Origin of the sequence: Devosia equisanguinis, from assembly GCF_900631955.1 — a bacterium.
Lineage (GTDB): Bacteria > Pseudomonadota > Alphaproteobacteria > Rhizobiales > Devosiaceae > Devosia > Devosia equisanguinis.
Genome location: NZ_UZWD01000028.1, coordinates 32,366 through 46,004 on the forward strand (window position 1 = coordinate 32,366; position 13,639 = coordinate 46,004).

At 63.7% G+C, this 13,639-nt stretch carries 11 protein-coding genes; 10 read left to right on the plus strand and 1 reads right to left on the minus strand.

Features of this window, described 5'->3' with window-relative positions:
* The first annotated feature begins 37 nt into the window (after positions 1-37).
* The 10 genes from ntrB (at position 38) to DEVEQU_RS11390 (ending at position 13,025) form a co-directional block, all read left to right on the plus strand.
* Positions 38-931 (plus strand): nitrate ABC transporter permease, encoded by an 894-nt coding sequence (gene ntrB / locus DEVEQU_RS11345; protein WP_126150697.1) that lies wholly within the window; start codon positions 38-40, stop codon positions 929-931.
* 11 nt (positions 932-942) lie between these two features.
* Positions 943-1,734, plus strand: coding sequence for an ABC transporter ATP-binding protein (locus DEVEQU_RS11350; protein WP_126150698.1), 792 nt, complete (start codon positions 943-945; stop codon positions 1,732-1,734).
* Positions 1,735-1,744: 10 nt separating this feature from the next.
* Positions 1,745-4,231, plus strand: coding sequence for a nitrite reductase large subunit NirB (gene nirB / locus DEVEQU_RS11355; protein WP_223214191.1), 2,487 nt, complete (start codon positions 1,745-1,747; stop codon positions 4,229-4,231).
* A gap of 5 nt (positions 4,232-4,236) precedes the next feature.
* Complete coding sequence (nirD, locus tag DEVEQU_RS11360; protein ID WP_126150699.1) at positions 4,237-4,572, plus strand: nitrite reductase small subunit NirD; 336 nt, start codon at positions 4,237-4,239, stop codon at positions 4,570-4,572.
* A 145-nt stretch (positions 4,573-4,717) separates the two neighbouring features.
* Positions 4,718-7,330 carry a nitrate reductase gene (locus DEVEQU_RS11365; RefSeq protein WP_126150700.1) on the plus strand — a complete coding sequence of 871 codons (2,613 nt, stop codon included), beginning with the start codon at positions 4,718-4,720 and terminating at the stop codon, positions 7,328-7,330.
* Positions 7,302-8,753: a siroheme synthase CysG gene (cysG, locus tag DEVEQU_RS11370; RefSeq protein WP_126150701.1), complete on the plus strand. Its 1,452-nt coding sequence runs from the start codon at positions 7,302-7,304 to the stop codon at positions 8,751-8,753. Before DEVEQU_RS11365 ends, cysG begins: the two co-directional genes overlap by 29 nt.
* A gap of 134 nt (positions 8,754-8,887) precedes the next feature.
* Positions 8,888-9,994, plus strand: a complete 1,107-nt coding sequence (locus tag DEVEQU_RS11375) for an ABC transporter substrate-binding protein (protein WP_206437833.1) — start codon at positions 8,888-8,890, stop codon at positions 9,992-9,994.
* Positions 9,995-10,002: 8 nt separating this feature from the next.
* The gene (locus DEVEQU_RS11380; RefSeq protein WP_126150702.1) at positions 10,003-10,827 is read left to right on the plus strand and encodes an ABC transporter ATP-binding protein; all 825 of its coding nucleotides are present in this window, start codon (positions 10,003-10,005) and stop codon (positions 10,825-10,827) included.
* The gene (locus DEVEQU_RS11385; protein ID WP_126150703.1) at positions 10,820-11,638 is read left to right on the plus strand and encodes an ABC transporter permease; all 819 of its coding nucleotides are present in this window, start codon (positions 10,820-10,822) and stop codon (positions 11,636-11,638) included. The genes DEVEQU_RS11380 and DEVEQU_RS11385 overlap by 8 nt, the downstream gene beginning before the upstream one ends.
* Before the next feature lie 40 nt (positions 11,639-11,678).
* A complete protein-coding gene (locus tag DEVEQU_RS11390) occupies positions 11,679-13,025 on the plus strand; it encodes an NtaA/DmoA family FMN-dependent monooxygenase (protein WP_126150704.1) in 1,347 nt (448 codons plus the stop codon).
* On the opposite strand, the gene DEVEQU_RS11395 is transcribed toward DEVEQU_RS11390, so the two are convergent.
* Positions 13,022-13,639, minus strand: coding sequence for a PadR family transcriptional regulator (locus tag DEVEQU_RS11395; protein ID WP_126150705.1), 618 nt, complete (start codon positions 13,637-13,639; stop codon positions 13,022-13,024). The two genes, DEVEQU_RS11390 and DEVEQU_RS11395, sit on opposite strands and share 4 nt — an antisense overlap.

Below are 13,639 nucleotides of genomic sequence, written 5' to 3' on the forward strand. Positions count from 1 at the left end.
CGCCGGTCCCTTCGTGATTTCCGCAAGGGAGAGCCCCATGACCCTGCCCGCCACCGACGACAGCAATATCACCACCCTGCCCCTCAAAGGCAAACCAGCCACCGTGACCGCCATTGCGCCAGCTGCGCGCAAAATCGACTATGCCGCCATCGGCGCCAATGTGGCTCGCAACGTCATTCCTCCATTGATCGTGCTCGCCATTCTGCTGGTGGTCTGGCAGGTCATTTTCTCACAGCCAGGCTCGTCGCTGCCCCCGCCGAGCGAAGTTTGGAACCAGAGCTACGATCTCATCGTCGATCCGTTCTTCGTCTATGGATCGCAGGATATGGGGCTGGGCCTGCGGGTGCTGACCTCGCTGCAGCGGGTGGCCATCGGATTTGGGCTCGCCGCCGTGGTCGGCGTCGGGATCGGGGCTGTGATCGGTCAATCGATATGGATGATGCGGGGGCTCGACCCGATCTTCCAGATCCTGCGCACCGTGCCGCCGCTGGCCTGGCTGCCGATTTCGCTGGCGGCCTTCATGGATAGCGGTCCCTCGGCGATTTTCGTGATCTTCATCACCGCCATCTGGCCGGTCATCATTAATACCGCCGTGGGCGTGCGCAATATCCCGCAGGATTATCGCAACGTCGCCCGGGTGCTGCAGCTCAACCAGTTCGAGTTCTTCACCAAGATCATGGTGCCCGCGGCCGCGCCCTACATCTTTTCCGGGCTGCGCATCGGCGTCGGCCTCTCCTGGCTGGCTATCGTCGCGGCCGAAATGCTGACCGGCGGTGTCGGCATCGGCTTCTTCATCTGGGACGCCTGGAACAGCTCCCGCCTCACCGACATCATCGTGGCGCTCGTCTATATCGGCGTCGTCGGTTTCGTCCTCGACCGGCTCGTGGCGCTGGTCGGCACTATCGTCACCCGCGGCGTCAGCGCCAGCTAAGGACATCACCCATGACCTATCTGCAAATCTCGGCCGTCGGCAAAAGTTTCACCCGTGGCGCGGCCAGCACCGAAGTGTTGCGTGACATCAACCTCCACATCGACAAGGGCGAGTTCGTGTCGATCATCGGGCATTCCGGATGCGGCAAGTCCACCCTGCTCAACCTCGTGGCCGGACTGACCGAGGTGAGCACGGGCGGCATCGTTCTGGAGAATGCCGAGGTCCACAAGCCGGGCCCGGACCGCGCCGTGGTGTTCCAGAACCATTCATTGCTGCCGTGGCTGACCGTCTATGAGAACGTCAATCTGGCCGTCGCCAAGGTTTTTGGACGCACGAAATCGGCCGCCGAACGCCATGAGTGGATCATGGACAATCTCAATCTGGTGCAGATGGCCCATGCCAGGGACAAGCGTCCGAACGAGATTTCGGGCGGTATGAAACAACGCGTCGGCATTGCCAGGGCGCTGGCGATGGAGCCGAAAATCCTGCTGCTCGACGAGCCTTTCGGCGCGCTCGATGCGCTGACCCGGGCGCATCTGCAGGACCAGATGATGGAAATCCACGCCCGGCTCGGCAACACCATGATCATGATCACCCATGATGTGGACGAGGCCGTGCTGCTGTCGGACCGCATTGTGATGATGACCAATGGTCCGGCAGCGACGATCGGCGAGGTGCTCGACGTACCGTTGGAACGGCCCCGCAAGCGGCTCGATCTGGCCGGGGACCGGACATACCTCAAGTGTCGCGAAGCGGTGCTCAAATTCCTCTACGAGCGTCACCGCTTCGTGGAAGCGGCGTGAGGGCGAACAGATGGACATGCTCGCCTCCGAAACCCTGCCCTCTGCTACGCGTACCGAAAGGCTGGTGGTCATCGGCGCCGGCATGGCCTCGGGTCGCGCGCTCGAACATATCTTCGAAGAGGCGCATGGCCGCTTCGATGTGACCCTGTTCGGCGCCGAGCCGCGCGGCAATTATAATCGGCTGATGCTGTCGCCCGTCCTCGGCGGCGAGAAAGCCTATGAGCAGATCATCACCCACGACACTGCCTGGTACGCGGCGCATGGGGTCAGCACGCGTTTCGGTGAAACGGTGACGGCGATCGACCGCCAGCGCAAAGTGGTGGTCTCGCGCCATGGCGAAACGCCTTATGACAAGCTGATCATCGCCACCGGCTCGGCGCCGTTCATCATCCCCCTGCCCGGCAAGGATTTGCCGGGGGTCATGGCGTTCCGAGATCTCGATGACGTCAATGCCATGGTCGAGGCGGCGCAACGCCCCAACGCAAAGGCGGTCATTATCGGCGGTGGCCTGCTTGGCCTCGAAGCTGCTGCCGCCCTGCGACTGCGTGGCATGGAGGTGGTCGTGCTGCACATCGCCGGTCATGTCATGGACCGTCAGCTCGATCCGGCCGCCGGCTATCTGCTGCAACGTGATCTCGAGGCGCGCGGTATCAAGGTTCACTGCAAGGCGCAGACGAAAGCCATTTTGGGCCAGAACGCGGTGGAAGCGGTGGTGCTCGACGATGGCACCACCTATTGCGCCGATATCGTGGTGATGGCGGCGGGCATCCGCCCCGAAACCCGGCTTGCCGTGGATGCGGGCCTGCATGTCGAGCGGGGCATCGTGGTCAGCGACCAGATGGTGACGTCGGACCCCGACATTTTCGCGCTGGGCGAATGCGTCGAGCACGAAAAGATCGTCTATGGCCTGGTGGCGCCCTTGTACGACCAAGCCAAGGTGCTGGCAAAGACGCTGGCGAAAACCGACGCCGCCTTCCGCCCGGTGCAGACCGCGACCCAGCTCAAGGTGACCGGCGTATCGGTCTATTCCGCGGGCGATTTCGCCGATGCCGAGGACCGCGAGGAAATCGTGCTGCGCGATGCGACGTCAGGCGTCTACAAGCGCCTGGTGCTCAAGGACGATCGCGTCATCGGCGCGGTGCTCTATGGCGAAACCGGGGACGGCCCGTGGTTCTTCGACATGATCCGCAAGGGCACCGATACACGGGAAATGCGGGACACGCTGATCTTCGGCCAGGCCTATCAGGGCGGTGCCGCCCTGGACCCTATGGCGGCCGTTGCAGCCTTGCCGGATGATGCAGAAATCTGTGGCTGCAACGGCGTCTGCAAGGGAGCGATCACTGGCGCGATCGTCTCCAAAGGCCTGACCGATCTCGACGGTGTGCGCGCCCACACCAAGGCCTCGGCCTCCTGCGGCTCCTGCACGCATCTGGTTGAAAAGCTCATGGCGATCACCCTGGGCGACAGCTACAACCCCGCCGCCGTCAAGCCGATGTGCCCATGCACCGAATATAGCCACGGCGATGTCAGGCGACTCATTCAGGCCAAGGGGCTGAAATCCATCCCCGAGGTGATGCAGGAACTCGAGTGGAAGACCTCCTGCGGCTGCGCCAAGTGCAGGCCTGCCCTCAACTACTACCTCGTGGCCGACTGGCCGGGTGAATATGAGGACGACAATCAGTCCCGTTTCATCAATGAGCGCGTCCACGCCAATATTCAGAAGGACGGCACCTATTCGGTCGTTCCGCGGATGTGGGGCGGCATGACCAACCCCAAGGAATTGCGCGCCATTGCCGATGTCGCCGACAAGTTTGCCATACCGGCTGTGAAGGTCACCGGCGGCCAGCGCATCGACCTGCTCGGCGTCAAGAAAGAGGATCTGCCCGCCGTGTGGGCCGATCTCAATGCGGCTGGCATGGTCTCGGGCGCGGCCTATGCGAAGGGGCTGCGCACGGTCAAAACCTGCGTCGGTTCGGACTGGTGCCGCTTCGGCACGCAGGATTCCACCGGCCTCGGCATTCGCATCGAAAAGTTCATGTGGGGGGCGTGGACGCCAGCAAAACTCAAGCTCGCGGTGTCCGGCTGCCCGCGCAATTGCGCCGAAGCCACCTGCAAGGATATCGGCGTCATCTGCGTGGATTCGGGCTACGACATCCATTTTGCCGGCGCGGCGGGCCTCGACATCAAGGGCACCGAACTGCTCGGCCATGCAGACAGCGAGGATGAGGCGCTCGAGATCATCACGGCCCTGACGCAGATCTATCGCGAACAGGGCCATTACCTGGAACGCATCTACAAATGGGCCAAGCGAGTCGGCGTGGACACGATCAAGGGCGCCATCATCGATGACCTCGCCAAGCGCCGTCACTATGCCGAGCGCTTTGCCTATTCGCAGCAATTTGCCCAGGTTGATCCCTGGGAAGAACGCGTCAACGGCAAGGATGCCCATGAATTCGCCGCCATGGCCGAATTCGGGCTGCCACAGGCGGCGGAGTAAGGGCGATGACCGACTGGATCGATATCGGCGACATGCATGCCGTGCCGGCGCGCGGCGCCCGCTGCGTCAACACGCCCAACGGCAAGATCGCCGTGTTCCGCACGGCGGACAATCAGGTCTTCGCCATGGACAATCGCTGCCCGCACAAGGGCGGCCCACTGGCCGAGGGGATCGTGCACGGCGCCTCCGTCACATGCCCACTGCACAACTGGGTTTTCGACCTCGCGACCGGCGAGGCCCAAGGCGCCGACGAGGGCAAGGTGCGGACTTATCCTGTTCAGGTCGTGAATGGGCGGATTTTGATTGCACCCGATGTTCTGATGCTGGTGGCGGCTGAGTGATGGCAGAGTCCCCCTCACCCGTCTCGCGCTGCGCGCGATCCACCCTCTCCCCGAGAGGGAGAGGAATAAGAGTGGACACCGGGCCATTCTTCCCCCTCTCGGGGAGAAGGTGGCGCGAAGCGCCGGATGAGGGGGAGTTCTCGCCATGACCACCCGCACCACCTGCCCCTATTGCGGCGTTGGCTGCGGCGTCCTCGCCACGCCCCAGCCAGACGGCTCAGTCACCATCGCTGGCGATCCCGAGCATCCGGCAAATTTTGGACGCCTCTGCTCCAAAGGCTCGGCACTGGGCGAGACGTTGTCGCTCGAGGGGCGATTGCTGCATCCGGAAATCGGTGATGCCAGAGTCACTTGGGACGAGGCGCTCGACCACGTCGCCAAGGGCTTCATGTCCGCTGTGAGCGAGCATGGTCCCGACTCCGTTGCTATTTACGGCTCGGGCCAGCTGCTGACCGAGGATTATTATCTCGCCAACAAGCTGATGAAAGGCTTCATCGGCTCGGCCAATATCGACACCAATTCGCGGCTGTGCATGGCTTCATCAGTCGCCGGGCACAAGCGGGCCTTTGGGTCGGATACGGTGCCGGGCAATTACGAGGATCTTGAAGAAGCCGACCTCATCGTGATGGTAGGTTCCAATCTGGCCTGGTGCCACCCGGTGCTCTACCAGCGCATCGTCGCGGCCCGGGCCCAGCGGCCGCAGATGAAAATCGTGCTCATCGATCCGCGTCGTACCGTCACCAACGACATTGCCGATCTGCATCTGCCGGTGGCGCCCGATGGGGACGGCGCCTTGTTCGTGGGACTGCTGGCCCATCTCGACCGATTGGGCGTGATCGATAGCAGCTATATCGCTGCGCATACATCCGGGTTCGAAGCGGCGCTGCTGGCAGCGGAGGACTGGAGCATCGAACGGGTCGCCGGTGCGACGGCGCTGTCGGCGGTTTCGATCGCCCGCTTCTATGAACTGTTTGCGCGGACGCGTCGGGTGGTCACCGTCTATTCGCAAGGGGTGAACCAGTCGGCCAGCGGCACCGACAAGGTCAATGCCATCATCAATTGCCACCTGGCCACGGGGCGGATCGGCTATCCGGGCATGGGCCCGTTTTCGGTGACCGGCCAGCCCAATGCCATGGGTGGGCGCGAAGTGGGCGGGCTGGCTAATATGCTGGCGGCGCATATGGAGTTTGTGCCTGAGGATATCGAGCGGGTGTCGCGCTTCTGGGGCGCGCCGCGCATGGCCAGCAAGCCTGGCCTCAAGGCCGTCGATCTCTTCGCGGCCATGGCGCGGGGCGAGATCAAGGCCGTGTGGATCATGGCCACCAATCCGGTGGATTCCATGCCCGAGGCCAATGCCGTGCGCACCGCACTTGCCACATGCCCACTGGTCGTCGTTTCCGACATGAACCGGCACACCGATACGATGGCGCTGGCGCATGTCAGGCTGCCCGCCGCCGGATGGGGCGAGAAAGATGGGACGGTGACCAATTCGGAGCGCCGCATTTCGCGGCAGCGGCCGTTCCTGCCCCTGCCCGGCGAGGCGCGGCCCGATTGGTGGATCATTGGGCAAGTAGCGCATCGCATGGGACATGGTCGGGCGTTCGACTACGAAGCGCCGGGCGAAATCTTTGCCGAACATGTCGCGCTCGCGGGCTTCGAGAACGAGGGCCGCCGCGATTTCGATCTCTCCGGGCTCGTCGATGCAGACTATGAGAGTCTGGCGCCGGTGCAGTGGCCGGTACGTGGCAAGTCCGTCGCACGACTGTTCGCCGATGGAAAATTCTTCACGGCGGACGGCAAGGCGCGCTTCGTGCCGATTCAACCGCCGCCGGCCTTTGCCCTCGCGCCGGGCAGCTTCCTCCTCAATACCGGGCGGGTGCGCGATCACTGGCACACCATGACCCGCACCGGCAAAGCCGCGCGCCTCTCGGCGCATATGGCGGAACCCTTTGTCGAGATTCATCCGGCGGATGCTGAAGCGCTGGGCATTCGTCGGGCCAGTCTCGTCCGCCTCTCGAGTCCGCATGGCCATGTGCTGGTACGGGCGCTGGTGACCGACAGGCAAAGCCGGGGCCAATTGTTCTCGCCCATGCACTGGACCGACCAATTTGCCGGCAATGGCCGCATTGACGCGCTGGTTGCAGGCAAAACCGATCCGGTCTCCGGCCAGCCGGCCTTGAAGATGGCGGTGGTTCATGCCGAGCCGGCAGCAGTGCAACTCTATGGCTTTTTCGTCGCCACAATGAAACCCGACCTTGCCACCGATTACTGGGCACTGGCCCCGGCGCAAGGCGGCTGGCGGGGCGAGTTGGGCTTTTTCGCAGAGCCCGGGGACTGGGCCGCCTTCCTCGCCAAGACTTTCGGCACCGAAGTCGGCTTTCAATCCCTGCGCGACGACAGCTCGGGCCGACGCGCCTTTGCGCTCGTCGAAGACGGCCGGCTGGTCGCCGCGCTCTACACATCGCCCGACCCGGTGCTTGTTTCGCGGCAATGGGCGGTAGGGCTGCTGGCCCAAAGCGACCTTTCTGCCTCGAAAGTGCTGGCCGGGCGACCCGGGGCGGACACACCCGATGGCGGGGCCATTGTGTGTTCGTGCTTTGGCGTGGGCATCAACACCATCGCCGAGGTGGTGAGCCGCCAAGGCTGCAGTTCCGTCGAAGCGGTCGGCGCGCTGACCCGCGCCGGCACCAATTGCGGCTCTTGCCGCGCCGAAATCAGGAGCATTGTCGATGCAAACCGTCTCGCCGCAGCCGAATAAAGCCCGTATCGCGCCGCTCGCCGTCTTGCCGGTGTTCTTCGACCTCAATGGCAAGCGCGTGGTGGTGATTGGCGGGGGCGAGCCGGCGGCGTGGAAGATCGAGCTGCTTGCCGCGGCGGGGGCGCAGGTGGAGGTCTTTGCGGAGGAGGTTTGCGAGGAGCTGGCCGCACGTCCTGCCACATCCGTCACCATAAGTCGCCGCCACTGGACGCCCCACGATCTGGCCGGTGCCGCTCTCGCCATTGCCGATATTGAGGACGATGCAGAGGCCCATACCTTCATCGCAGCCGCCAAAACGGCATTGGTCCCGTATAACGTCATCGACCGACCGGAGTTTTGCCAGTTCCAATTCGGCGCCATCGTGAATCGCTCGCCCGTGGTGGTGGGGATTTCCACCGCTGGGGCAGCGCCCATTCTCGGGCAGGCAGTGCGGCGGCGCATCGAGATGCTGCTGCCCCAAACCCTCGCGCTTTGGGCGCAACTCGCCGCAAAGCTCCGCGACGAAGTGATGGACCGTCTCGCCCCCGGCGCGCAGCGCCGCGCCTTCTGGGAGCGACTCGCCGAAAACGCCTTCGGCATGCGGGCGCCCGAACCGGCCGACGCAGACCCCGGTTTTGCCGCTGCACCCCCTGCAGGGCGCGTTACGCTGGTGGGCGCGGGTCCGGGAGAGGCGGAACTGCTGACGATCAAGGCCGTGCGTGCGCTGCAATCGGCCGATGTCATCCTGTTCGACGATCTGGTCTCGGGCGAAGTGCTCGAACTGGCGCGGCGCGAAGCCAAGCGCATGCTTGTCGGCAAGCGGGCGCAACGGGAAAGCTGCGCGCAGGAGGATATCAACGCAATGATGCTGACCCTCGCCCGGCAGGGCAAGCACGTGGTGCGGCTCAAATCCGGCGACCCGATGATCTTCGGGCGTGCGGGCGAAGAAATCGAGATGCTGGAACGCGAAGGCATCGCCGTCAGCGTGGTCCCCGGCATCACCACGGCATTGGCACTGGCAAGTAGCCTCGGGGTCTCCCTCACCCATCGCGACCATGCCCAATCGGTGCGGTTCGTGACCGCTCATTCGCGGCGCGGTGGCCTGCCGTCGACGCTGGACTGGCGCTCGCTCGCTGATCCCGCGACCACACATGTCTATTACATGGCCCGCCGGACCTTGCCTGAGATCGTGGCGCGGCTCATGACCGGGGGCATGGGGCCCGATACAGCGTGCGTCATCGCAGCCTGCGTCGGTTCGAGCACGCAGCAGACCTGGCGCGGCACGATCGGCGACGCCGCCAAGGCAGTCGAGAATTTTGCGCTCTCCAAACCCACGATCTTTGCCGTCGGCAATGCTCTGGCCCAACGCGACGCCAGCGCGGGCGATTTGGCCGCGGACGGAAGCGCCGGAATGCAGGATGCGCGCCTCGCCGCCTGCCAATAGCGCCGACACAGTGATCACCCCGGTTTGAAGCAGGGGGGATAAGGCGCTGACGAAATCAAACTTGCATAGTCAATTTTGAATATGTTAGCGTCCCTTGTCTCGTTGGAGGACGAGACGTGACAAGGGAGGAATTATTGTCTTCTGAACCCATTTCTCTGGGAGCACGCCCGCATGCGCGGCGCCTGGCAAGTGTTGCCATGTTGGCGCTGGCTGCTGCTGGCGCGATGCCCGCGCATGCCCAGGACGCGGCCCCCGGCACGGTGCTGATCAGCGAGCAGGACTGCCAGCGCAACAAAGACGCTGGTACAATTACCTATATTTCGGGCTATGGCTACTCCGCCAGCGCCGGTCAGGTCGATGTTTTCCTCGCCAAGGAACTGGGCTATTTCGATGCCCTGTGCCTCACCGTCGACATCAATGCCGCCGGCGGTAACGGTCAGCTGCTGGTATCGTCGGGCCAGGCCCAGTTTACCGCGCTCGGTTCGGCCTCGGACGTGATGCTGGCCGCCGCGAACAGCCGCAATCTGACGGCCGTCGCCACCTATGGCAGCACCTCGCCGTTCTCGATCTTCGCCAATGAAAGCGTCAAATCGCTGAAGGATCTCGAAGGCAAGCGGCTGGGTTATTTCATCAATATCACGCCTATGGCCCTCGCCATGCTCGATGCCGCAGGCGTCGATGTGAACAAGGTCGAACTGGTGAAGATGACCAATTACGACCCGACCGTGGTTACCCGCGGCCAGGTCGATGCCATTGTCGGCTATGCATCCAACCAACCGCAGACGCTCAAGGCCATGGGCCTGCCATTCAGCGAATTCCTGCCGTCCGAACTGGGGCTGCAGGGCACCTACAACGTCATGGAAGTGAACAGCAAGTTCCTGGCCGAGCATCGCGAAACGGTGGCCGACTTCATGCGTGCAACGCTGAAGGCGCTCGATTTCTGCCTCACCGAGGAAGAAAAATGCGTCGACCTGATCAGCAAGCTCGCCGCCGACAACAACCAGGGCTCGGCCTTCCCGCGCGAGCAGCAGGCCCGCACCTGGGGCGTTGAATCGGAATGGGTGCGCTCGAGCACATTCGGCCCGCCGGGCGTGCAGACCGTTGCAGGCTGGCAGAGCGAATATGAAATGGCCCAGAAATATGGTGGGCTCAAGAACCCGCCGGCCATCGAAGAGATGATGGACCCCGATCTGGTTGCCTCGCTCTACAAGGACGGCACGCTGATCTGGCCGGGACAGTGACCATTTCCATGTCTGCCTCTGTTCACGCTCTCGCGGATCGACACCCCGGCATTGCCGGGGTGGAGGTCGCCAATATCACCAAGAGCTTCGGCCCCGACGATGCCCGCGTCACCGTGCTCAACGGGGTGTCGCTGACCATCCGCAAGGGTGAGTTCGTGTCGCTGATCGGCCCCAGCGGTTGTGGCAAATCCACCTTGCTCAAGGTGGTTGCCGGACTTTCATCCGCCGATGGCGGCACGGTGACCATCAATGGCAAATCGGTGAAAGAAGCGGCACGTCGAAAGGCCATCGGCCTTGTGCCGCAATCCCCGGCCCTTCTGCCCTGGCGGACCATTCTCGACAATGTCAGCCTGCCGATCCGCATCAACCCTGAAGCCAATGCCGGTCGGACATTGCGCGATCCGCGCGAAATTCTCACCAGTTTCGGCCTGGGCAAGGCGATGGATCGCTATCCGGCCCAGCTGTCGGGCGGCATGCAGCAGCGCGCCGCCATTGCCCGTGCCTTCGTGTTCGACCCCGACATCCTGTTGATGGACGAACCGTTCTCGGCGCTCGACGAGATGAACCGCGACCAGCAGCGCATGGGGCTGCTCGACTTCTGGCAGTCGAACCAGAAATCAGTGCTGTTCGTGACCCATTCGGTGCCCGAAGCGATCATGCTGTCGGACCGTATCGTGCTGATGGCCGCCCATCCCGGGCGGGTCGCGGAAATCATCGATGTCGATCTGCCGCGGCCACGCAACGAGGCCATGTATGCCAGTGACGCCTTCCGCGATCTCGAGGGCTATGTGCGCTCGGCCCTGCGCAAGGTGATGGAGGTCGCCCATGTCTGAGACCTTGGTTGCGCCCGTTGAGACCAAGCGCAGGACCGCATCGCCGATGGCGCGACTCGTCAGCGATTGGGTGCCGCCTGCGGTGACCTTCGTATTGGTGGCAGTGCTGTGGCAGCTGGTGGCCCTCAACAACCCCTATGTGCTGCCCACGCTGGATGCCATCGGGAACAGCCTGGCCAGCGATCCGCGCATGTATTGGGCCAATATGCTGGTCACTTGCCAGGAAATCGCCATCGGCGCCGGCGCCGGCATTCTCTGTGGCTTCCTGCTCGCGGTGCTGATGTCGGAACTGCCGATCGTCGAAAAGGCGGTAATGCCGCTGATCGTGGTGATCATGGTCACGCCGGTCGTTGCCATCGCCCCGGCATTGGTCGTGGCCTTCGGCTTCGGCATGCTGCCCAAATACATCGTCACCGGGCTCGTGGTGTTCTTCCCTATGCTGGTCAATTCGCTGGCCGGTCTGCGCGATGTCGACCAAAAGGCGCTCGACGTGTTCAAGACGCTGCATGCCAGCCGCTGGGAAGTGTTCCGCGACCTGCGGTTTCCCGGCTGCATGCCCTTCGTCTTTGCCGGTCTGCGCATCGCCATGCCGCTGGCCGTGGTCGGTGCGGCGGTGGCCGAGTTCGTGGCCGCAGGCCAGCAGGCGGGCCTGGGATCGCTGGTCACCATTTCGGCGGCGCAGGCGAACCTGCCGGTCACCTGGGCGAGTATCGCCCTGCTCTGTCTCCTCGGCGTGGTGCTGGTGTCGCTGCTGGCCCTGCTGCGCAAGCGCGTCCTCTGGTGGAGCGACGCGGATGTGATCGGGCGCTGAGGCGCCCATCACCCTCCCCAATTCACGAAAGACCATACCTATGAAAAAGCTGCGCTTTGGGCTGTTCGAAAACGCCCAGACCAATGATTCCGGCACGTCCACCTGGCGCCATCCCGACAGCGAACGGCACAATTTCGATACGCTCGATTATTGGCTCGACATTGCCCGCATGTGCGAGGACGCCAAGCTCGACTTCCTGTTCCTGGCCGACGCCTGGGGCTGGGCCGATGTGAAGGGCAAGCGCCCGGACATCTGCGACACCGAAGGGCTGGACCTGCCGCGGCTCGATCCTGCCATTGTCGGCGCGGCGCTGCTCTCGGCCACCGACAAGCTCGGCATCGTCATGACTGGCTCGACCCTGCTCGAACAGCCCTATGCCTTTGCGCGCCGCATGCAGAGCCTCGACCACCTGTCCAAGGGCCGCATCGGCTGGAATGTGGTGACGACGGGCACGGCCGAGACTGCCGTCGCGGCCTTCGGCGTGCCCATGGTGGCCCATGACGAGCGCTACAATATGGCAGACGACTTCATGGCGCTGGTCTATAAGCTGTTCGAGGGCGCCTGGGAGCGCGACGCGCTGGAGCGCAACAAGGCCGGGCGCTATGCCAATCCAGACAAGGTGCACCGCATCGCCCATGACGGCCCCTATTTCCGCTCGCATGGCTTTGGCAACGCCTCCTATTCGCCCCAGGGCACGCCGGTGCTGTTCCAGGCGGGCTCGTCGGATCGCGGCAAGGCTTTTGGCGGCAAGCATGGCGAATGCATCTTCCTGGGTGGCGGCACAGCGGAAAAGCTGGCTGCGCAGGTCAAATCAATCCGCGACGAGGCCGTCGCCAATGGCCGCGATGCCAACGCGATCAAGCTGATGAGCGCCTTCTCCTGCGTAGTCGCGCCCACCAGGGAAGAGGCGCAGCGCAAGCATCAGGAGATCCTCGACGCGCAGACGCCCGAGGTGGCTGTCGCCTCCTATGCCTGGTTCACGGGGCTCGACCTGTCATCCTTCGATCCGGCGACCAAGATGAGCGATCTGCATACCGAGCTGTCGCAGACCCAGATTGCCCGCTTCGGCGACAAGACCGTGGGTGAAGTGCTCAAGGACTGGCATGCCCATGGCGTGCGCACCAATCCCTATGTCGGCACGCCCGAGGAGATCGCCGATATCCTGTGCGATCTGGCGGAAAAGACCGATCTCGACGGCTTCCTGTTTACCCCGCTGATTCAGCCCACTTCGACCCGCGACTTCATCGAAATGGTGCTGCCCATCCTGCGCGAACGGGGCGTCGCGGCATCGGATTACGAAGGCGACACGCTGCGCGAACGCCTGCTGGGCACGCCCACGCCGATGCTGCGCGACGATCACCCCGGCGCGGGCTATCGCAAGCTTTAGGTGACAGGCGCCGGGGCGACATCAGTCGATGGCCGCCCCGGCGCACCGGCTTCGCCGTCGAAGACGTAGTGGCCGGCGAGAATGCGGTCGTAGAGCCCGCGCGCCCATTCCTGTTCGGCGCGCAGGCGGACGCTCGAGAGCTCGAAGATCTCCCGGACATAGGCCGGCGTGGTGGTCGAGCGGGCCACATCGGCGATGTCGAAGCCGTTGCTGGCGATCTTGGCGTCGATCTCGGTGATGCGGAATTTCAGGGCAGCAACGACTTCGGGGCGGCTGAGCAGGAACATGAAGGAGGTCAGCGCCATGACCGGCTTGGGGTCGAAGGTTTCGACGGTCCAGAGGGTTTGGCGCAGCAGGCGCATCAGTTCGACCACGCCCTGCGGGGTTGTCTGGTAGGTGGTGCGTTCGGGCCGATTGCCGGAGGCTTCCGTGCCGGCCTCCTGAATATAGCCGTCTTGCTTGAGCGACTTGAGTGCATTGTAGATGGAGCCAGGCTGGATATTGGCCCATTCGTCGACATGCCAGGTCATCAGTTCGCGGCGCAGGAAGTAGCCATGCACCGGTTCGAACTGGCGCACGGCGCCGAGCACGACCAGGCGGGTAATGTTGGACAT

Coding starts and splice junctions, on each gene's coding strand:
- DEVEQU_RS11390 (WP_126150704.1), top strand. CDS start 11,679: ATGAAAAAGCTGCGCTTTGGGCTGTTCGAAAACGCCCAGACCAATGAT.
- DEVEQU_RS11385 (WP_126150703.1), top strand. CDS start 10,820: ATGTCTGAGACCTTGGTTGCGCCCGTTGAGACCAAGCGCAGGACCGCA.
- DEVEQU_RS11395 (WP_126150705.1), bottom strand. CDS start 13,639: ATGTCCAACATTACCCGCCTGGTCGTGCTCGGCGCCGTGCGCCAGTTC.
- DEVEQU_RS11365 (WP_126150700.1), top strand. CDS start 4,718: ATGACCACCCGCACCACCTGCCCCTATTGCGGCGTTGGCTGCGGCGTC.
- ntrB (WP_126150697.1), top strand. CDS start 38: ATGACCCTGCCCGCCACCGACGACAGCAATATCACCACCCTGCCCCTC.
- nirB (WP_223214191.1), top strand. CDS start 1,745: ATGGACATGCTCGCCTCCGAAACCCTGCCCTCTGCTACGCGTACCGAA.
- cysG (WP_126150701.1), top strand. CDS start 7,302: ATGCAAACCGTCTCGCCGCAGCCGAATAAAGCCCGTATCGCGCCGCTC.
- DEVEQU_RS11380 (WP_126150702.1), top strand. CDS start 10,003: ATGTCTGCCTCTGTTCACGCTCTCGCGGATCGACACCCCGGCATTGCC.
- DEVEQU_RS11350 (WP_126150698.1), top strand. CDS start 943: ATGACCTATCTGCAAATCTCGGCCGTCGGCAAAAGTTTCACCCGTGGC.
- nirD (WP_126150699.1), top strand. CDS start 4,237: ATGACCGACTGGATCGATATCGGCGACATGCATGCCGTGCCGGCGCGC.